18 protein-coding genes are annotated in these 18,253 nt (G+C 47.7%); 11 read left to right on the forward strand and 7 right to left on the reverse strand.

The genetic code is table 11. The annotated features are described in order from the left end of the window. Window positions 1-14 precede the first annotated feature (14 nt). The 3 genes from B0F88_RS01810 to B0F88_RS01820 form a co-directional block, all read right to left on the reverse strand. Window positions 15-599 (reverse strand): hypothetical protein, encoded by a 585-nt coding sequence (locus B0F88_RS01810; protein WP_219820748.1) that lies wholly within the window; start codon window positions 597-599, stop codon window positions 15-17. A 47-nt stretch (window positions 600-646) separates the two neighbouring features. After that, entirely contained in the window at window positions 647-919 is a 273-nt protein-coding gene (locus B0F88_RS01815; RefSeq protein WP_104422217.1) for a DUF211 domain-containing protein, read from the reverse strand. Window positions 920-1,014: 95 nt separating this feature from the next. Further along, window positions 1,015-2,028, reverse strand: coding sequence for a sodium:calcium antiporter (locus B0F88_RS01820; RefSeq protein ID WP_104422218.1), 1,014 nt, complete (start codon window positions 2,026-2,028; stop codon window positions 1,015-1,017). Window positions 2,029-2,311: 283 nt separating this feature from the next. On the opposite strand from B0F88_RS01820, the gene B0F88_RS01825 reads away from it, so the two are divergent. Both B0F88_RS01825 and B0F88_RS01830 read left to right on the forward strand, forming a co-directional pair. Continuing rightward, window positions 2,312-4,963 carry a UPF0182 family protein gene (locus B0F88_RS01825; RefSeq protein ID WP_104422219.1) on the forward strand — a complete coding sequence of 884 codons (2,652 nt, stop codon included), beginning with the start codon at window positions 2,312-2,314 and terminating at the stop codon, window positions 4,961-4,963. 295 nt (window positions 4,964-5,258) lie between these two features. Next, window positions 5,259-6,059 carry a glycosyltransferase family 2 protein gene (locus B0F88_RS01830; protein ID WP_258076533.1) on the forward strand — a complete coding sequence of 267 codons (801 nt, stop codon included), beginning with the start codon at window positions 5,259-5,261 and terminating at the stop codon, window positions 6,057-6,059. On the opposite strand, the gene B0F88_RS01835 is transcribed toward B0F88_RS01830, so the two are convergent. Further along, complete coding sequence (locus B0F88_RS01835; protein ID WP_258076525.1) at window positions 6,060-6,698, reverse strand: helix-turn-helix transcriptional regulator; 639 nt, start codon at window positions 6,696-6,698, stop codon at window positions 6,060-6,062. A 165-nt stretch (window positions 6,699-6,863) separates the two neighbouring features. On the opposite strand from B0F88_RS01835, the gene B0F88_RS01840 reads away from it, so the two are divergent. Genes B0F88_RS01840 through B0F88_RS01850 form a run of 3 tightly spaced genes read left to right on the forward strand, consistent with a single transcriptional unit; the run spans window position 6,864 to window position 9,127 of the window. Next, on the forward strand, window positions 6,864-7,250 hold the full coding sequence (locus tag B0F88_RS01840; RefSeq protein ID WP_104422221.1) for a group I truncated hemoglobin: 387 nt from the start codon (window positions 6,864-6,866) through the stop codon (window positions 7,248-7,250). Window positions 7,251-7,271: 21 nt separating this feature from the next. Then, window positions 7,272-8,249 (forward strand): 2Fe-2S iron-sulfur cluster-binding protein, encoded by a 978-nt coding sequence (locus B0F88_RS01845; RefSeq protein WP_104422222.1) that lies wholly within the window; start codon window positions 7,272-7,274, stop codon window positions 8,247-8,249. Window positions 8,250-8,302: 53 nt separating this feature from the next. Beyond that, window positions 8,303-9,127, forward strand: coding sequence for a hypothetical protein (locus B0F88_RS01850; RefSeq protein WP_104422223.1), 825 nt, complete (start codon window positions 8,303-8,305; stop codon window positions 9,125-9,127). 17 nt (window positions 9,128-9,144) lie between these two features. Here B0F88_RS01850 and B0F88_RS01855 read toward each other — a convergent pair whose 3' ends face one another. Genes B0F88_RS01855 through B0F88_RS01865 form a run of 3 tightly spaced genes read right to left on the reverse strand, consistent with a single transcriptional unit; the run spans window position 9,145 to window position 10,813 of the window. Then, window positions 9,145-9,507 (reverse strand): SirB2 family protein, encoded by a 363-nt coding sequence (locus tag B0F88_RS01855; RefSeq protein WP_104422224.1) that lies wholly within the window; start codon window positions 9,505-9,507, stop codon window positions 9,145-9,147. Next, window positions 9,504-10,457 (reverse strand): homoserine kinase, encoded by a 954-nt coding sequence (locus B0F88_RS01860; RefSeq protein ID WP_104422225.1) that lies wholly within the window; start codon window positions 10,455-10,457, stop codon window positions 9,504-9,506. The genes B0F88_RS01855 and B0F88_RS01860 overlap by 4 nt, the downstream gene beginning before the upstream one ends. Window positions 10,458-10,468: 11 nt before the next feature. After that, entirely contained in the window at window positions 10,469-10,813 is a 345-nt protein-coding gene (locus B0F88_RS01865) for a DUF2782 domain-containing protein (RefSeq protein ID WP_104422297.1), read from the reverse strand. 455 nt (window positions 10,814-11,268) lie between these two features. Here B0F88_RS01865 and dndC point away from each other — a divergent pair, with 455 nt between their 5' ends. The 6 genes from dndC to B0F88_RS01895 all read left to right on the forward strand — a co-directional run bounded on the left by dndC (window position 11,269) and on the right by B0F88_RS01895 (window position 18,232). After that, window positions 11,269-12,417: a DNA phosphorothioation system sulfurtransferase DndC gene (dndC, locus tag B0F88_RS01870; protein WP_104422226.1), complete on the forward strand. Its 1,149-nt coding sequence runs from the start codon at window positions 11,269-11,271 to the stop codon at window positions 12,415-12,417. Further along, complete coding sequence (locus B0F88_RS01875; protein ID WP_104422227.1) at window positions 12,410-12,604, forward strand: DNA modification system-associated small protein; 195 nt, start codon at window positions 12,410-12,412, stop codon at window positions 12,602-12,604. Before dndC ends, B0F88_RS01875 begins: the two co-directional genes overlap by 8 nt. Further along, entirely contained in the window at window positions 12,601-14,637 is a 2,037-nt protein-coding gene (gene dndD, locus B0F88_RS01880; protein ID WP_104422228.1) for a DNA sulfur modification protein DndD, read from the forward strand. Before B0F88_RS01875 ends, dndD begins: the two co-directional genes overlap by 4 nt. A gap of 100 nt (window positions 14,638-14,737) precedes the next feature. Beyond that, a complete protein-coding gene (locus tag B0F88_RS01885; protein WP_258076526.1) occupies window positions 14,738-16,126 on the forward strand; it encodes an FtsK/SpoIIIE domain-containing protein in 1,389 nt (462 codons plus the stop codon). Window positions 16,127-16,156: 30 nt separating this feature from the next. Next, a complete protein-coding gene (locus B0F88_RS01890; protein ID WP_104422230.1) occupies window positions 16,157-17,320 on the forward strand; it encodes an AAA family ATPase in 1,164 nt (387 codons plus the stop codon). An 18-nt stretch (window positions 17,321-17,338) separates the two neighbouring features. Beyond that, on the forward strand, window positions 17,339-18,232 hold the full coding sequence (locus tag B0F88_RS01895) for a DUF4435 domain-containing protein (RefSeq protein ID WP_104422231.1): 894 nt from the start codon (window positions 17,339-17,341) through the stop codon (window positions 18,230-18,232). Window positions 18,233-18,253: the final 21 nt, after the last annotated feature.

Raw genomic sequence — 18,253 nt, forward strand, 5'->3', positions numbered from 1 at the left:
TTTAGGGTTAAGCCTCACCGTTCCAGCGCGATAATCAGCGCGCTGGTAATAACCGCAATCAAGACGGCGCGGATACCGGACCATAACCAAAAACCATGCTCGATTTTGCCAAGGTATGTCCCCAACAGGAAAATCAACACGAACGCCATGCCAATAGAAGCGTTCATGGGATCTACAGGCAGAGGAATCTGTTGCGAGGCCAGCCACAAAGGCAAAGTGATAAGAACCGAAATCAGCAACGGAGAAAGCCCGTTGACCAAAGCGATCATGATCGGCACCAACCGGGATGCCCGTCCATGCGCACTTGTTTCGAGCGTCACGATCATAGCCTTTTCCAACTCGCGCAAAGCTTTCCTGCGCTCGGCGGCTTCGCTGAGATAGGCGCTGCTCACCCCGCTGACCGACAGCGCAATTGCGGCGCCAAGGCAAACGCTTACCGCCACCGTCGCCGACGTTTCGCCGCTGGTATGGAAACCGATGATAAGCCCCAGCATTGTCAGCGCTCCGTCAAAGCCGTTCACCACCACGTAGCGCCGGGCGATACCGCGCGATCCGGTGATGTGTAATAGAAAGGACAACTGCTTAATCCAATTGATCAATGCTTCCGTCTCCGAAGGTCAAATGCGCTTTACTCAATTCAGCGCCTTTAAAACGGATCGGCGGGACTGCCCGAGACTTCAACCTCATCGATACTGTGAACAGTCCCCCCCATTGTACCGATGACGGCTTTAACGGCGGCAAAATCGACCGCTACGCCCTCGATAATTACCTCGGCGCTTTCGGTTTTCTCATCAACCGCCGTAATGGTAAGGTTGACCCGATAGTCCGGGGCCAATGAGGCAATCGCGCCGGCCAAATCCAATGCATCTGGATGATGCGGCTTGAGCACGTCCAGAACGATGCGTTTAACTGAAGGCATAAAGGTCTCCCTATTCATTGATTATCGATGAAACTCAGTTCCGGCAAATCAATGCCGGCCATTATTGATACTGCGTACACATTCACTCGCTTGGCCTACTCCTGTTGCAGATAGAGAACCGACAAGTTGAGGATGTAAATGATGAACATGGACAGACTGACCCAGCCTACCGTCTTGAACAAGCGTTGCTGCGGCCGATACAGAAGCCCGACAACGGCAATGCCGGTCATCATGATCGCCGACTGGCTGGTAACCAAATGTACCGGCGAGACGCTGGCAAGGAGAGGGCCTTGCAGGTAAGCCATATCGTCGACGGCGATAATGACCAGATCGAACAGGTTGCTGCCCAGCAAGTCGCTGATCGCCATGTCCAACGCCCCGATTCTCAGCGCCGAAAGCGTAACCGCCACTTCAGGCAAGGAAGTAGCCGTGGCCACGAACACGGTGCCAACGAAGCTGCGCCGCCAGCCCATGGCTTCGGCCAAATGCTCCGCCGTTACCGGAAGCCTGATACCCGCCAAAACCACCACGACAGAGACTAAAATAAAGAACGTCAGCGCCTTGAGCAAACTGATTTTCGGATAGCGCTCGGCAATTTCTTCCACGACTTCCTGACGCTGGGCTTTTTCATAACGAAAAACCGTGCGCATCGCAAAAATGTAAAACAGCACAATGATCGGCGAGTATATGCCGACATGCCAAAAACTCAGATTAATGCCGTGTTGATACAAGACCAGATTGAACGCCACGAAACCGAGAAGCACAACGCCGAAACCGGCGGAAAGTATATGCCCCTGGCTGATTCGGGTATAAACCGAAGCGCCCCGATGCAGGAAATCCAGCAGCACGATCAGCAGCAAATTGAATACGCAACTGCCCAAAACATCGCCTAACGCGATATTCGGGACATTCACATACGTTACCGCACTGATCCCGGTGACCAGCTCGGGCAGAGAAGTGACCGTGGCGAGCAAAGCGATGCCGATCCAGGTTCCTCCCCAACCGGTTTTTTCGGCGATAACATCGCCGTAGAGCGAGAGAAAGTAACCGGACACGCCGATTGCTAAAGCCAAGGCGGTAAACTCAACAAAAATCAGCCAATGCGTCATGCGATATTCTGCTTATTAATCGAGGGAATCATCTTACACTTGTTTGAGTTTGCCGGGCGCCGGTAAGCAGCGGTGAAATTGTTTCGAGTCACGATCATGGCGACTCTCCCGATCAGTTTGGTTGCAGTATATCCTTATTGTTTTTCAGCCATCATGTCTAAATCATTACGAACATTTTATTGGGTGTTAGAATACGACCCAATCTGTGCGTTTACCCCGAGCTGTAATCTGAAAAAATGCACAAAACGAAAACGTTAAAAACATTTTCCATTAAGAGGACACTATGCGGAACCTGAAGCTTTTACCCGCGCTGATTGGGGCGACAGTTGTCATCGCTGTCATTTTATATGTCGCCTTCTATTTCATATTTCTCGATCTGTTTGTCGACTTATGGTGGTACCAGTCATTAAAACTTGAAGCCTATTTTTGGCTCAGGCTGCTGTACAAATTCTTCCTGTCCGGCGGCGTCACGCTGGCGTTCTTCGCCATTTTCTTTTTTCACTTCTGGATCGCCTCGCGCTACCTGGGCATCAATCCGGCTGACGAACTTCTCAGCAATATCGATAAACGCCGCCGTTTCCAGCGTTTTGCCGACACCTTCATGAACGGTTCGGCAGCCGTATATACCCCAATATCGCTGATTCTGGCGATATTTATCGCCATCCCTTTCTATAATCAATGGGAATCGACACTGCTGTATTTTTTCGGCAGCGACTCGGGCGTAACCGAAACGGTTTACGGCAAGGATGTCAGCTTTTATATGCTGTCCTACCCGACCTACATGCTAATCCAACAGGAAATGCTGATCACCGCCTCGCTGATCTTTTGCATGGTCGGCATTTTATATTGGCTGGAACATATTTTTATACCCGATGAAAATTCCGAGTTCCCGTTGGGCGCCAAGATTCATCTCACCGTGCTGATCGGCTTTGTCGTTGCGTTTGTGGTCTGGGGCTTTATGCTGGACCGCTTTACGCTACTTTATACTAAGACCCACGAGCCGATATTTTACGGCCCCGGTTTCGTGGAATTACGCTACCACTTGCCGCTGATCTGGCTGGAAATCGTTACCTTCGTGGCGACAGCGATAACCGCAGGCTTATTTATTTTTTCAGAAAAACACCGGGTAAAAACCCCTTTTTTAATATCGCTGGCTTTGTTCCTGTGTGTCGCAGGCTTGCCGAAGATTCAGTTTATCCCCGATCTGATCCAGAAATATATCGTCAACCCGAATCCGGTCAAAACCAATAAGTCGCTGATGCAGCATAATATCGACGCGACGCTGGCCGCTTACGATTTGAAGAATATCAAGACGGTTGATATGACTATTAATCTGGATGCGACGAACGACATTGAATCATGGAGTACGCAAAAACATTTTGACAATCTTCCGGTCTGGGACAGGGAGTTCATCATTGACAACTATAAGCAGTTACAGGAAATAAGGCCTTATTACAAATTCCTGTCGGTCGATGAAGACCGCTATTTTGTTCTCGACCATACCCGGCAGGTTAATCTTGCGGCCCGGGAAATCAATATTTCGAAGCTGCCGCCTGAAGCGCAAAACTGGGAAAACACCCACTTGCGCTACACTCACGGCTACGGCGCCGCCGCTACTCCCGCCGCGCAGGATGCCGATAAGCAGCTGATATGGTATCTACGCGATTTAAATATGTATTCCGACGTCGGCTTCAGCGTTAAGCACCCGGATATTTACTACGGTCAGGAGCAATTCCACTTTGCCATAGTGCCTAACAAGTTAAATATCATGGGCATTGCCGGCACCGACCCGGAATTAGCGGAACCTTACCACGGCGAGGGCGGGATACCTATTCCATCGCTGTTCAGAAAGGCATTATTCGCCTTTTATTTTAAGGATGAAAAAATATTCTTTTCAACCGGCATCACTAACCAAAGCAAGCTCAAGATGCGCAGAAATATAACCGAGCGCATTAATAGACTGACTCCTTTTCTGCATCTGGATAAAGATCCTTATCTGGTTATAGACAAGGACCGGTTCTACTGGATACAGGACGCCTATACCTTATCCAATAAATATCCGGTTTCCAAACCTGCGGACGATGATTTCCTGGAAGGACATCAAGATTTCAACTACATCCGCAACTCGGTTAAAGTTGTGGTCGATGCCTTTGACGGCGATGTCGATTTTTATATTTCCGACCCATCGGATGCGATTATTCAGGCATACAGCAATGCGTACCCTGGGGTATTTAAAAATCTGGAAGAAATGCCTGCGGAATTAAAGAAACACTTGCGCTATCCACGCGATCTTTATTATCTGCAAATGAAGGTGTATGCGAAATATCATCAAAAAAGCCCCGAATTATTCTACGAACAGGCCGAAACCTGGCAGTTTGCCAATGTCCGTGGAGAACAGGTATTGCCTTATTACCAGACGATGGACTTTGGCAACTGTAACGACGCTGAAGAGTTTGTAATGATTAACCCGATGACGCCTTTTAACAGGGGCAATCTCAGCATGATCGGTGTAGCGGGGACACTCGACCAAACCAATTGCGGCGGGGCATATAAACCCGGCATTACCGTTTACAAGTTCGGCAAGGATATTCAGGTCAATGGACCGGCGCAGGTTGAAGCCTTGATTCACCAGAATCCGCTGATTTCCGAGCAATTTACCTTATGGGATCAGAGCGGGTCGCGGATTGAAATGGGGCGTATGATTATCCTGCCGATGGGCAATAACGTTCTGTATGTACAGCCGGTTTATATCGTCTCAACCAAAAACAAAATACCCCAACTCATCCGGGTCATTGTTTCTGTCGGCAACGAAGTTGTTATGGATAAAACGTTATGGTCGGCTTTTAACCGCTTAAAACAAATTTATATCAAAAACGCCGCCGAAGGTAACGGAACAATAACATCCAAACCCGCGCTAGAGCGGATAAAGAACTAAGAGGGCGGATTGCGGATCAGCGGAGTTGAAGCCGCTGATCCGGCCTTAATTGGCTTTAAATCATTACGTTAGGATCGTGCGTAAATTAATTTAGGCAATTACCATGAAGAGCATGAAGGACATGAAGACTTAAACCTTTCATGCCGCTTCATGTCCTTCATGGTAAAAAAATGAAAAATAAAACTTGCTCAAGAGCAACATCAGAGTGCGCAGCCAGACTTCCACTCAAGGCTGATAAGACCAGCGTCAGGTCATCGGCGAACACAAGGTAATTGTCATAAAAATTTCAGTTGTTATTCCCAGCTACAACCGTCGTGATCTGCTGAAACGCGCGCTATTATCCGTCTATTCACAAACCTTGTTACCGACTGAAGTAACGGTAATCGATGACGGCTCTAACGATGGCACAGAAGCCATGCTCCGCCGGGAATTTCCGAAGGTCAATTATTATTACCAAGAAAACCTAGGCGTCAGTGCCGCACGTAATCTCGGCATCCAGCAAGCCAGCGGCGACTGGCTGGCCTTCCTGGATTCCGATGATGAATGGCTGCCTGAAAAACTGGCCAAGCAAAAGGCGGCGTTGACGGCCGACCCCGGCTACAGGATTTGCCATACCGAAGAAAACTGGATACGCAACGGAATCCAGGTTGACGTACCCAAAAAATACGCCAAGACCGGCGGCTGGATATTCGGCCATTGCTTGCCGGTCTGCGCAATATCCCCGTCCACCGCGTTGATACACCGCTCGGTATTTACCGGCATCGGTCTGTTTGACGCCCGGCTGCCTGCCTGTGAAGATTATGACCTGTGGCTCAGAATCACCGCCAACTACCCGGTTTTACTGGTTGAACAGCCGCAAATCAACAAGCATGGCGGCCATCAAGACCAGTTGTCCCAGGCATTCTGGGGCATGGACCGGTTTCGGATCAGCGCCTTGCAAAAAATCATTGATGCCGGTCAATTGTCCGCCCCAAACCGGCAGGCGGCGGTCAATATGCTGCTAAAAAAAGCCGGCGTTTACCTTAACGGCGTTACCAAACGCGGAAAAACCGAGGAAGCAAGCTATTACCGACAACTGATTAAGCGCTACGAATAGTTATTTGATTCTAAATCTACAGCTACAGTCGCCCTTGGCCATACAGCTTAGCTGCTCAACGTCTTTGTCCAGCAAAGAAGACATCAGCGCCAAATCGAACTCGCAAATCTCATGATGCTTTTGAGCCAGATCGTGATAAATACAATTAAAAGCCTGGATATTTTGACTTTCAGTTCCGGGTTCCATGCCCACTTTGACTTGAAAACCAAGATCGGTCATGACCAAGGCCAATTCATCAACGCGTTCGCTTAAACTTTTCCCATCAAACTTGCCGCTGAGTTTATCCGCGAGTCTTCCGCCCAGTTTTTGCATATAGGCTTTGAAACGCTCCGGGCCTATTTCCTGCAATAAATCGCTAAGAATCAATTCTGAAAACCAGGCGTATTGCTTGGGGAAATAGTTGTTGCCTTTATCGGTGATGACGTAGATGGTTACCGGACGCCCGGCTGTTTTATTGAGCATGCTTTTTCTGATATAGCCGTCCCGCTCAAGTGCGACAAAGTGCTGTTGAACGCCCGTTCTTGAAATGTCGAGTACTTTAGCCAATTCATCAACACTCAGGCCATTCCTGTTTTCCAGCAAATGTTCAAGTATCTGGTGTTGCCGGGGACTTATCTTTTGAGGTATTAGCGGATTCATCCTTCTCATCATGTCTTTTTGTTAAGCCGATGTAGATAATAGCTCATTATGACATATATAACTTGTAAAAGTTTTATATAGCATAAATCGGTCTGTTGTTATAAACTTCGGATTGAGCAAGTTTGCTTAAATAATAATAATTACCCACACAACTGGAGACACATGATGAGCGATTCTCAAGAAACCGGCCAAACACTCTATGAAAGAATCGGCGGCGAAGCGGCTGTTAATGCGGCCGTAGATATTTTTTACCGCAAAGTGCTGGCGGATTACCGCATTAACCGTTTTTTCGACAACACCGACATGGACAAACAACTCGCCAAACAAAAGGCCTTTTTTACCATGGCGTTTGGCGGCCCCAATAATTATACCGGCCAGGATATGCGTAATGCCCATGCGCGTCTGGTCAAAATGGGTTTGAACAGCAGCCATTTTGATGCGGTCATGGAGCACCTTGGCGCGACATTAACAGAGCTGAATGTACCTCAAGAGCTGATCGCCGAAGCTGCCGCCATTGCGGAAAGCACACGCAACGACGTATTAGGCAAATAACTGAAATACCAGGTGGAGACCATGCGAAGCATAACGATTGGCGAATCGACATTTTCCTGTCAACCGGATGAAACTGTATTGGAAACCCTGTTAAGGGAAAACGTGCAGATCCCTAACGGTTGCCGCCAGGGCCTTTGCCAAGCCTGCATGATGCGCAGTCTTGATACTCCTCCACCTGTCTCAGCCCAAGCCGGTCTTAAAGACACCTTGCAAAAACAGAACTACTTTCTGTCTTGCATCTGTCGTCCAGAACAGGATATGACCGTTGCCTTGCCCAACCAGCAAGGCGCTTCGATTGAAGCCGTCGTCATCGAAAAGCAGCTGTTGACGCCCGACATCGTCCACTTGGTTTTGGAATATCAAAGCCAATTTAATTTCTTCGCCGGCCAATTTGTTAATTTAAAACGGCCCGACGGCTTAACCCGCAGCTATTCGATTGCGAATATCCCGCAGCATGAAAACATTCTGGAATTTCATATCCGGCACCTGCCGAACGGCCAATTCAGCAGCTGGGTTCATGATGAATTGGAGTTAGGCGCATCTGTCGCCATTTCAGAAGCCCAAGGCTCGTGCCATTACCTGCCCGGACGCGCCGAGCAGCCCTTATTGCTGATCGGGACCGGCAGCGGCCTTGCTCCGCTGTACGGCATTATTTCCGACGCCTTGGCCCAGGATCACTCAGGCCCTATCCATTTGTATCACGGCAGTCGCGATCTTAACGGACTGTATTTCATTGATGAAATGCGCGAACTTGCCGCAGAGTTTGAAAACTTTCATTACACGCCTTGTGTCTCGGGAGAAGGTATTGAATCGGATCATGTCCGGGGCCGCGCTCATGAGATTGCCTTATCCTCCGCCGAATCCCTAAGCGGATGGCGGGTTTTCCTGTGCGGACATCCCGAAATGGTCAGCCACACCAAGAAAATGGCGTTTATGAAAGGCGCATCGATCAGCGATATTTACACCGACGCTTTTCATGTGATTCAGGACAAGAAATAAACAAGCGCCATAACAAAGGCAATGTCGTTTACAGCACGGAAACATTGCGCCCCATGAATCAACAAAATCCGCCCGGAATTTTTATCTACGCCGCACTGCCTTGCGAGGCCAAACCGCTGGTCGAGCATTTCAACTTAAAAAAAGAGACGCCTGTTCAGCCGTTTGCGGTTTATTTGGGCCGGGACATCTGCCTGACCGTAACCGGCTTGGGAAAAAGCGCGATGGCTGCCGGCGTAGCCTACACCCACGCTTTGTTTGCTGCGGTTGAACATCCGGTGCTGGTTAATATCGGCATTGCCGGGCATAAAGACCACGCCCTGGGCAGCCTGTTTCTAATCGACAAAATCACCGATATTGACAGCCTGAAAAGCTATTATCCGCCGCTGGTTTTCACGCCGCCTTGCCCCACCGCCGCCATCCAAACGGTATCAAGGCCTCAGATTGACTATGACCCGCACCATCTTTGCGACATGGAGGCGTCCGCATTTTATGAAATCGCCGTAAGATTTTCGTCAGGCGAATTAATCCACTGCCTGAAAGTTATCTCGGACAATGCATTATCGCCGGCCGAAAACATCCAGCCCAAGCAGGTTTCTCAATTGATAGCCGCGCATGTTGCAACGATTGAAGCCTTGCTCGCGGAGTTAAGACGTCTGGCGGAATTGATAACTGCGCCGGAACCGGCGCAGTTTGAACGGCTGATACAACGCTATCATTTTACGGCCAGCGAACAGGGACAGCTAAAAAACCGGCTGTCCCGCTGGGAGCTATTAACCGGCGCCCAAATCCCTGAGCTTGATGAAACCCCGTTACATAAAGGCAAGGATGTTTTATGTTGGCTGGACCGGCAAATCAATAAACTTGAGTTTTCCTTGTAACGGCGTTTTTCTAGCCGTTAAAAGAATATGAAGGCATGCTTGCTGACTGCGACTATCGCGATATAAACGAAGCAGGCAAGCGCCCCGGCGAAAGCCTTCCAACGCAGCTCGCCCTGACTCTTGATCGCGACAATCCCCAGGCCGACGTATGCGACCAGAGCGATTAGCTTAGCGACAATCCAGCCGTACTCGGCTGACAACCATGAACCTTGAAAAACCAAAGTAAAACCGGTGATCAATAAAAAAGTATTGATAATATGCGGCCCGATTTTTATCCATTTTTGTTCCAGCAATTCCGGGCGCTTTTCGGCCAGATAGATCCTGCCGACAAAGCTGGAGATCGACAATAAAATAAAGGTGAGATGAAGAATTTTAATCATGCTGTACTCCTAAGGTTTAACGATAAATAAGTCTGTTGCCTATGTTGCAGCAATATACGCCGAAAAACCAGCGGGTCTTTTTGCTGGGTTATTTCGCCGGGGCGAGGATAGCACTGATGCTCCAACCGGGATAACCAAAAACGCAACGCCGCCGCCCTGAGCAGGATCGGCCAGTGCTGTTTCTCCAGCGGCTCCAGCGGCCTTAAAGTTTCATAAGCCGCCAGCAACGCAGCGAACTTTTCGTTATTCACCGTGCCGTTATCGCAGCACCAATCGTTAGCCGCTATCGCAACGTCCAGCAGCAAGGTATCGGTGCAGGCGCTGTAAAAATCCAGCAAGCCGCTGAGCCGGTCATCGGCAAACAACACATTATCCCTGAACAGATCGGCGTGAATAACGCCGCGCGGCAGATTAACCCGGCTGTTCTCAGTTTGAAAAGCCAGCTCGTCATCAATCAGCCCGCGATCCGCTGCCGACAAATAAACGCTGATCCTATTCAGCACCGTCTTGCACCAGCTTATATCATTGCCGCTCTTTACCGGGAAAACATAGTCCTGCGTACAGCGATGCAAACTTGCCAGCTGCAAGCCGATTTCCTGGCACTGTAAGATTGATGGCGATGCCGTTGATGAACCGGGTAAAAGCCTGAATACCGCTGCCGGTTTACCATTAAACTGACGCAGCGGATTACCCTGCCGGTCGCGTTGGGGGCAGGGGCAAGGCAGGCTGTTTTTGCCCAGATGTAACAATAACTTTAAAAAATGCGCCAACTCATCGGCCGCCAGCGACTCGAATAAAGTCAGGATGAAACGGCCTTGCGTAGTGGCTACCGAATAATTGGTATTGTCTATGCCGTCCGTTATCCCCTCAAAACTGACGACTTCGCCGAGACTATAAGCACTAAAGAATTGATCGAGTTGCGGGCGTGTTATACGAGTAAATACCGACACTGACTAAGCGGCTACCATTCCAGCAACTTCCACATATTGATGTCGGACCCTCTATCGCCATCGCTACGGCGCACATCCATTTTGCCGTCGCCATTGGTATCGAGAAAATAATAGGGAGGCCCGACAGCCGGTATAACTTTGATCATATAAAGCCTGCCGCCGCGACGGTATTCCTGAATAGTCTCCTTATTTTTACGAATAATGGTAATGTCGGGCTCCATGGTTTCGCCGTTTTGAATCGGCAGCGGCGGCTCCGGCGCCTCCGGCACAGCCTCAAGATCCGGCGGCCGCTCATCGACAGCATCAGCCGCGTAGACCGGAAAGGCAAGCAAACTCAGTAAGATAAAACGCCGCATAAAGTGACTCTTATTAAAAATAAAAACTGCGGCTATCTTATTACAGTTTTTACCGGCTTGCTTGACTAAAATAGCCCAACAATTGATGCTTTCCATGTTGGATTTCGTTTCCTCCCTACCGTGCTTCCAGTCTTACATTCACAGCGAACCCGATTGACATGGCCGCCCTGGCTTGGTTAAGCCAACCTTTCGCCCAACCATTACTTCAATCTGTTTCTTAAAACGCTCGTTACCCAGCGGCGTACCAGAGCACAAGCTTGCCCGAATAATATCCAACTCATTAGCATCATCGGCTTGTCTTTCAAACAATCCGCGATACACAGCCTGCCGCGCTCCCTATGCCATAGAGTATTTACACGGTCCCAATTTAAGTTTCAAGCCAAAAGCGCCCTGCCTAAAATGCGATTAAATTAACAATCCCTAAAATATCTGCTGAATTGTTTTATAATCGCCCCATGAACACAAATTTAGCGCTATCGACCACATCATCTCTTGAGCAGACTGAGTCTCATATTGAGTACTCTCGCGCCCTACTTAAATCAAATTTTCTGGCAGATTCCAGGCCGTGGGTTGTTGCCTATTCGGGAGGAAAGGATTCCACGCTGGTTTTGCAACTGGTTTACGAATTGTTATTATCCCTCGATTCAACACAGCGTAAGCCGGTCTACATTGTGTCGTCCGATACGAGGGTAGAAGCACCCAACATCGAATCCTATTTGGAAGAAAGTATTGCGGCGATTAATAGACATGCCGCCACCTCCGATTTGCCTATCCATGCAGAACTGATACAGCCCGACGTTGACCAAGGATTTTGGGGTAACTTGATCGGCAAAGGCTATCCGCCGCCTACACGCTGGTTTCGATGGTGTACTTCAAAAATGAAAATTAAGCCGATTAAATCGGCCATTGAAGATGTGATTCGAAAACACGGCAGTGTCATACTGCTATTAGGCACCCGCACCGATGAAAGCATCAGCCGCGGACAGAGCATGAATGCCCGCGAATTAAGCAGCCGTATGCTTAATCCGCATCATGAAATACCCAATGCGTTGGTATTGTCACCCATTTCCAAATGGACTAGCGATGAGGTTTGGGAATATCTGTTCATGCATAACCCGCCCCCGTGGGGCGAAAGCCACGATTTTATGTTAGATTTATACCGTCAGGCGAACGGCGGCGAATGTCCGGTTGTAGTTGACCTCAATACACCGTCTTGTGGCGGCAGCCGGTTTGGCTGCTGGACATGTACAGTCGTCAAAACCGATAAATCCATGGAAAGTTTCATCGAAAACGGCGAAGCCTGGATGAAGCCGCTTAATGAATACCGCAATTGGCTTAAAGACATCCGCGAAGATGAAGCGCGCCGCAGCCCGGTCAGGCGCGATGGCCGTGAAGGACAAGGGCCGTTTATCGCAGCAACCCGCAAAGAAATGCTCGAAAAATTGCTGGAAACGGAACAACAAGTGGATAAACGGCTGATTTCCGATCAAGAAATCATGTATATCCAGTCCGTCTGGTCTAACGACTTTGACGTTTTCGATAGTGCGCTGCGTATTGCCGAACAATACGGGCGGGAACCTTGGCTAAGTACAGACCATGAATGAATACACGGAATTATTGCTGTCATTGGCTAAAGAGCACGATGTCCCGGATGAACTGGCCAACTCATTAAGCGAGTTAATGCAAAAATATCCGGACCTGAGTCAATGGGGCAGTCAAGCGGAATTGAGGAACAAACTTAAAATGCTTACCGAGTCTGCTTTTAAGGACAAATTGATAATGACGGAATGATTTTTAAATCCATCACTTTAAACAACCTGTTTTCCTATTACGGAACGCATGAATTCGATTTCAGCCCGGAGCCGGGCGGGCAGCGGAACATCGTCATTATCATGGGCCGCAACGGTTTCGGAAAAACCAGTTTTCTTAATAGTCTCAAATTACTGTTCGGCGGTGTCACCAAGGATTTGACGGCAAGCATCCAGCGGGGATCAACAACTTCAGTAAAGAATTTTGTGTTGGGGCATAAGGATTGGTGGGGAATTCTGAATCAAAAAGCCCGAAGCGAAAACATCATGCAATGCAGCATTGAAGCGGTTTTGCTTGACCAAGCCCATCAGGAAATCCGCATCACGCGTCGTTGGGATTTAAGCAACGACAACCACTCGGATCAGTTGGTGATCAATGTCCCGCGCAAAGCACCGCTCAAAGGGGAGGACGCCCAGCAATATTTATCCGAGTTATTGCCGCTGGACTTTATCCCTTTCTTTTTTTTCGATACCGAAGAAATTGGCTATTTGGCCGAGGCTAACCGCAACCAAACGATCGAGAAAATGGAATTGTTGCTGAATATCCGGCCGGCTGAAAATATAAAAATCGTGGCTAAGGAGCTACGCCGGGAATATCAAAAGAACGCCATGGATGCCCAGGCAAGGGAAGCCCATACCAAGGCGGAACATCGGCTCGAAAAATTGCAACTGCATTTGGAATCCTTGCGCCAAGCCCAGCAAGAGGTCGATGCCGACATAGAAGCCCAGGAAGACGCCCTGAGCGATATACGCCGCAAAATGCGCATGTTGACCGGCACCGGGTCTGTGGAAAAAAACGCACGCCTGGAAGAAAACAAGCGCCAGCTCGAAAAACAACAGGCCGAAGTCTTATCGGAAATTTCCGCGGCATTTGAACATGATGCCTTTTTGCGCTTGAATACCGACTTAGCCCAACAAGTTATGCATGTCGCCGAGGCCAGTGCTTCCAGCAAAAGCAATGAGATATCCGAGCTGCTCGGTTCGATTACCGATGAATTGATCGAAGTCTTTGACAGGCCGCCTTATCCCCCCACTCGCCTGACTACCGCACAAGTTGGCTTTTATCAAAAACGTATCGCTGCATTAATGAAAGCCCGCGATATTCGTAATGACGAAGAACAGGCTTTGTTTGTTTTGGATACTGGCAAGGCGCGAAAGCTGGCGAACTTTTTTGCCGCTTACCAGCCAGAGCAAAAACCGGCCAATGGGCTTTATCAGCGTCTAAATACTGCGATTTCCGCCGCCCAGGATATGGCAAAAATAGACGATGAATTACAAGCGGTCAGCCAACTTTCCGATGAAAATAAAGTGGATCTGGAAAAACTGCAATATGCCGAAGAATCAATACAAAATCATCTGTTGAAGCAAAAGGTTGAATCGGAAAAACTGACCCAGGAACAAAAAGTAACGGGGGCTGAGATCACTAAAGCCGAGAGTACCATCAACGCCTTGCAGGCCGAGGTGAAAAACGCCCAAAATGCGCGCGACCGCGTGACCTTGCTGGATAATATGCTGGCATTATTGGAAGCCTATAAACAGAAAATCAAAGCCATAAAACGGGATAGCGTGGAGCAGGCTTTTAACCGCCATTTGCATGAATTATTGGATTCCAACCAACTTATCGCCGAGGTAAAAATCAGCCACAATTTTGAATTGAGCTATCACGGCAAATCCGGAGAAACCGTGCCAATGAGCAGCCTGTCCGCTGGCATGAAGCAGCTTTGCGCAACCGCCCTTTTGTGGTCCTTAAAAGAGGCGGCTGACCGGCAATTGCCGGTTGTCATCGATACGCCCTTAGGCCGTATCGATAAACAACATCAGGACAATTTGTTGGAAAAGTATTACCCCAATGCAGGGGCTCAGGTCATTATATTGCCGACCGATTCTGAACTGGACGAAAGAAAGCGGGCTCTGCTTGCTCCCTATATTCACCGGGAATTCCTGCTGCACAATGCTGACGGTGACAGCACCACTGTAGAGTTGATTCCTACAAGCCCGGATATAAACTATGGCTAACATTTCCATTAGCGAGGAAGATGAAAATATTGTCCTGCAAGTCAGGAGCTTAGGGTTTCGTACACCCGAAGCGGCGAAATACGGGGTATTGCGTCTAGCTTTGGCAAAATCCTTAAAGATAGAAACACCACCCGAATCGGGTTTGGATACTATCGAGAAAAAAGGCAGGGACTACGATTTCCGGGAAGTCACCGGCGTTGGTAAATCGGAAAATGATAAAGGGCTACATGATTTTGATGATGCGATACGCGCTTTATTAAGCGTTTATCATCAAGAAGATTTATTTGCGTCGGATCAACGTTATAAACTCTTTTTACAACGCCATATCCGTCGCGGCCTGCGGGAAATACGCACCAGTTGGAGTTCCGGTCATAACTTTATCAATTGGTTGCGTGAAGAATTATTTCAGGATTTAAAGCCTGATAACTCTCAACTTGCAGCAGCAACCGAGACTGACTTATTGCTGAATGCATTGGTTGAAATTGGTGTGCATAGCGAAGTCCGCGATATAAAACAGGGCATCCGATTAGACCGCTACGCCCTTTATCTAGCCAACATCAACCACCTCGATAACCTGAAAAAAGGTTTGGCTAAGTTATCTTTTCGCTTGGGACTTCCTGAAAATGCGATTACCTTATCCGGCAGTAAAGAAGCGGGGGTTGCCAATCTGGATATTCCCCGTTCCCCTGAACATTGGAAAATCGTTTCTCCTGCCAGAATGAATGAATGGGCAGATCTTCCACATAAGGAAAAATTACCGGTATGGCTGGGACAAACCGTTCTAGGCGAAAATTTCAGCATGGATTTAGCGGAAGCCCCTCATGTTTTATTGGCAGGTGCAACAGGGAGCGGTAAGACCGTCTGCTTGCATAGTTTGATTTGCTCGTTACTTAGAACTCAAAGCCGAGAAAAGCTTCAGTTTGCGTTGATTGATCCTAAAGGCACTGAATTGAATGTTTACGCAAAATTACCGGACTTATTCGGTGGCTTTGTTGCTAAATCTACCTTGGAAGCAGCCAATATGTTAGATGAGCTGGTTGAGACGATGGAGGCCAGGAACCGCTTATTCGTAGAAATGGGGGTACGTGATATTGATGAGGCTTCCAAAAAATCGGCCTTACCCCGCATTGTGGTAGTGGTTGAAGAGTTGGCCGATTTGCTGATGCAATCGCGGGAACTGGAAACCCCATTGGTACGGCTCGCTCAAAAAGCGCGCTCTACCGGAATACATTTGGTGTTGGCCACACAAAGGCCGGATGCTGTAACGTTCAGCGGGCTTTTGCGTAGCAATATTCCGGTCAGGATTGCTTTAAGAGTACAAAAACACACGGAATCTTCAATCATTCTTGACCAAAAAGGAGCGGAAGCGTTACTGGGTAGAGGCGATATGCTAATAAAGCTGACGGATCAACCGGAACCGGTACGAGTACATGGAGCAAGAGTCGGCGATAGCGAGATTGCTCTGGCTATCCAAAAATTTTGTCGATAAACGTAAAATTTTCTTAAAGGTGGATACATTATGGATGAATTAAGAATATATGAGTTTCGGCCTTTATTTCTGACCTTAGACCGCATCGGCCCGTTTAGAAATATTCACGAAATAGACTTCACCGACAGCAAGCATCATCCTTGTAATTTCTATATGGTGGTTTCTGCCAATGGAATGGGTAAAACCACGGCATTGGAGATATTTTCCTGCCTGATGAATTTATTGGGTAAAAAGGAAATTTCCGCTTGCGGGCATGAAGATCTGGATAAAAAAGACGGGCGGGCGCAATTGGATTTTTGGGTGCGATTGCATTGGCAAGGCCGGGATATGTCCATCGTATTATCGGTGCTTGCCGGAACAATTGGCGAGGAGGTTTTTCTTAAACCTTGGACAGACGATTTATTGACTATGCATAGTGCGGAAAGCTGGCATCGTTTGGGTTTTCGTAGCCCTGTTCCAGGGCGTTACGAGGCTATTATGTCCCGTAAAGACGATTTGCTATTGGACTTATCTTCAACAATTCGAGCAAGCCTGGATGGTGCCCCTGAAGAGCATTTTCTACAACCGGGTTTTCATTTACCGACTGCGCTCTATTTTTCAGCCTATCGGGATATTCCCGGCATCAGTGACGACAATAACGGAAGCGGACGCAATATTAGTCAGCCGTCGCATTGGAATTATCGGCCTCTGTATGCTTTCGATGCACATAGCACTTTATGGCGCGACTCGTTGGATAATCTGGTTATTTGGCTTAAATGGCTGGAGAATGGCTCTTTCGAAGCCGCACAGAAACTTATAGACGAACAAGTTTTTGTCGGTACTCCGAAACGTTTAAAAGGTGTGCGAAAAGTACCGCCTGAAGCTCAGGTTGATGCCGGTGATGGTGAAATACACGGACTGGATAGATTGAGTAGCGGTGAAAAAAGCTTGGTTCATTTATTTCTCCGAATAGGGGCGCATGGTACTGCCAATACCATTATCCTAATCGATGAAATCGACGCGCACCTACATATCCGCTGGCAGCATCGTCTTTATAATGCATTGGAAAAACTGGCGAAAGATCACCCTGGCTTTACTGTAATTATGACGACCCATTCGACTGAAATACTAAGACGTTTTACTGCGTCGATGAATATTGAGAAAGAGGGTTTATATTTCGGTGGTGATTTAATCGAACAACAGGAATTAAACTGAACTAAACAGGGAAATATTATGAGTAGCTTTAAAAAGATAGCACCTGATTTTATCGGCAGTAAGTATGAAGGTGGTATTAAAGTATTTTTGGAGTCAACTGAAGATGTGCGTATTTTTAGCGATCATTGGTTCAGTGATTATCAAGATAAAATCAGTTTTGAAAGTGCGGGAAAAGACGGTAAAAAAAGTAGCGGTGGATGCACTGCTGTGTTGCGCAAAGTTAGGGAAGCTGAAAGCCAGCAATTAACTGCATACGGCATTGTAGATAGGGATACGCTTTTGAAAGATAATAAACAGGATGTTTTTTGGGAAACTGATGATACCAAGTTTCATGCGGCCTCACCTTATGGAGATAATATTCATGTGCTTCGCCGTTGGGAAATGGAAAATTATTTATTAAAGCCGGAGGCTTTTAAATCAGAACTCCGGTGCAAAACACTTAATCGTTTAGAACCAGAAATTACGGCTAAAACGCTGTTAAATCATGAGGATGATTTAATTAAATTGACGACATTGAGTACTATTTTAGCTAATAAGGAAAGCTCTGTTAAATTTACATCTGAAGGTTTTGGCAGTGCCAATATAGGTGAAGATTTGCATAATAAAATCAATAACTACCTTTCAACTTATGGAATGACGCTTGAATCAAGTGAATTTTTGGAAGATATGGCTAAAATTTTAGCATTCGCTAACAATGAACAAAGTCCAGATGCCCGATGGGATAAGCTTTCAAGAATATTAGATGGAAAAAGAGCTTTGTACAAATTTTGTTCAATCTTTAATAAAGAATATGGGCTTAAAGGATTTCAATTTGCAGATGAAGTAAAAGGCTCTCTCGCTGATAGGATCGCATCCAAAAGAGAACTGCTTGACGAAGAGCTGTGTGACACGATTGAACGGTTCTCAAAATAGCGTAGAAAACCACTGATGTTT

The sequence above is a fragment of the Methylobacter tundripaludum genome, assembly GCF_002934365.1.
Classification (GTDB): Bacteria; Pseudomonadota; Gammaproteobacteria; order Methylococcales; family Methylomonadaceae; genus Methylobacter_A; species Methylobacter_A tundripaludum_A.

What these genes read in the sequence shown, in the direction of transcription:
- B0F88_RS01815 (WP_104422217.1), bottom strand. Translation starts at nt 919, where the DNA reads ATGCCTTCAGTTAAACGCATCGTTCTGGACGTGCTCAAGCCGCATCAT.
- B0F88_RS01820 (WP_104422218.1), bottom strand. Translation starts at nt 2,028, where the DNA reads ATGACGCATTGGCTGATTTTTGTTGAGTTTACCGCCTTGGCTTTAGCA.
- B0F88_RS01825 (WP_104422219.1), top strand. Translation starts at nt 2,312, where the DNA reads ATGCGGAACCTGAAGCTTTTACCCGCGCTGATTGGGGCGACAGTTGTC.
- B0F88_RS01835 (WP_258076525.1), bottom strand. Translation starts at nt 6,698, where the DNA reads ATGAATCCGCTAATACCTCAAAAGATAAGTCCCCGGCAACACCAGATA.
- B0F88_RS01840 (WP_104422221.1), top strand. Translation starts at nt 6,864, where the DNA reads ATGAGCGATTCTCAAGAAACCGGCCAAACACTCTATGAAAGAATCGGC.
- B0F88_RS01845 (WP_104422222.1), top strand. Translation starts at nt 7,272, where the DNA reads ATGCGAAGCATAACGATTGGCGAATCGACATTTTCCTGTCAACCGGAT.
- B0F88_RS01850 (WP_104422223.1), top strand. Translation starts at nt 8,303, where the DNA reads ATGAATCAACAAAATCCGCCCGGAATTTTTATCTACGCCGCACTGCCT.
- B0F88_RS01855 (WP_104422224.1), bottom strand. Translation starts at nt 9,507, where the DNA reads ATGATTAAAATTCTTCATCTCACCTTTATTTTATTGTCGATCTCCAGC.
- B0F88_RS01865 (WP_104422297.1), bottom strand. Translation starts at nt 10,813, where the DNA reads ATGCGGCGTTTTATCTTACTGAGTTTGCTTGCCTTTCCGGTCTACGCG.
- dndC (WP_104422226.1), top strand. Translation starts at nt 11,269, where the DNA reads ATGAACACAAATTTAGCGCTATCGACCACATCATCTCTTGAGCAGACT.
- B0F88_RS01875 (WP_104422227.1), top strand. Translation starts at nt 12,410, where the DNA reads ATGAATGAATACACGGAATTATTGCTGTCATTGGCTAAAGAGCACGAT.
- dndD (WP_104422228.1), top strand. Translation starts at nt 12,601, where the DNA reads ATGATTTTTAAATCCATCACTTTAAACAACCTGTTTTCCTATTACGGA.
- B0F88_RS01890 (WP_104422230.1), top strand. Translation starts at nt 16,157, where the DNA reads ATGGATGAATTAAGAATATATGAGTTTCGGCCTTTATTTCTGACCTTA.
- B0F88_RS01895 (WP_104422231.1), top strand. Translation starts at nt 17,339, where the DNA reads ATGAGTAGCTTTAAAAAGATAGCACCTGATTTTATCGGCAGTAAGTAT.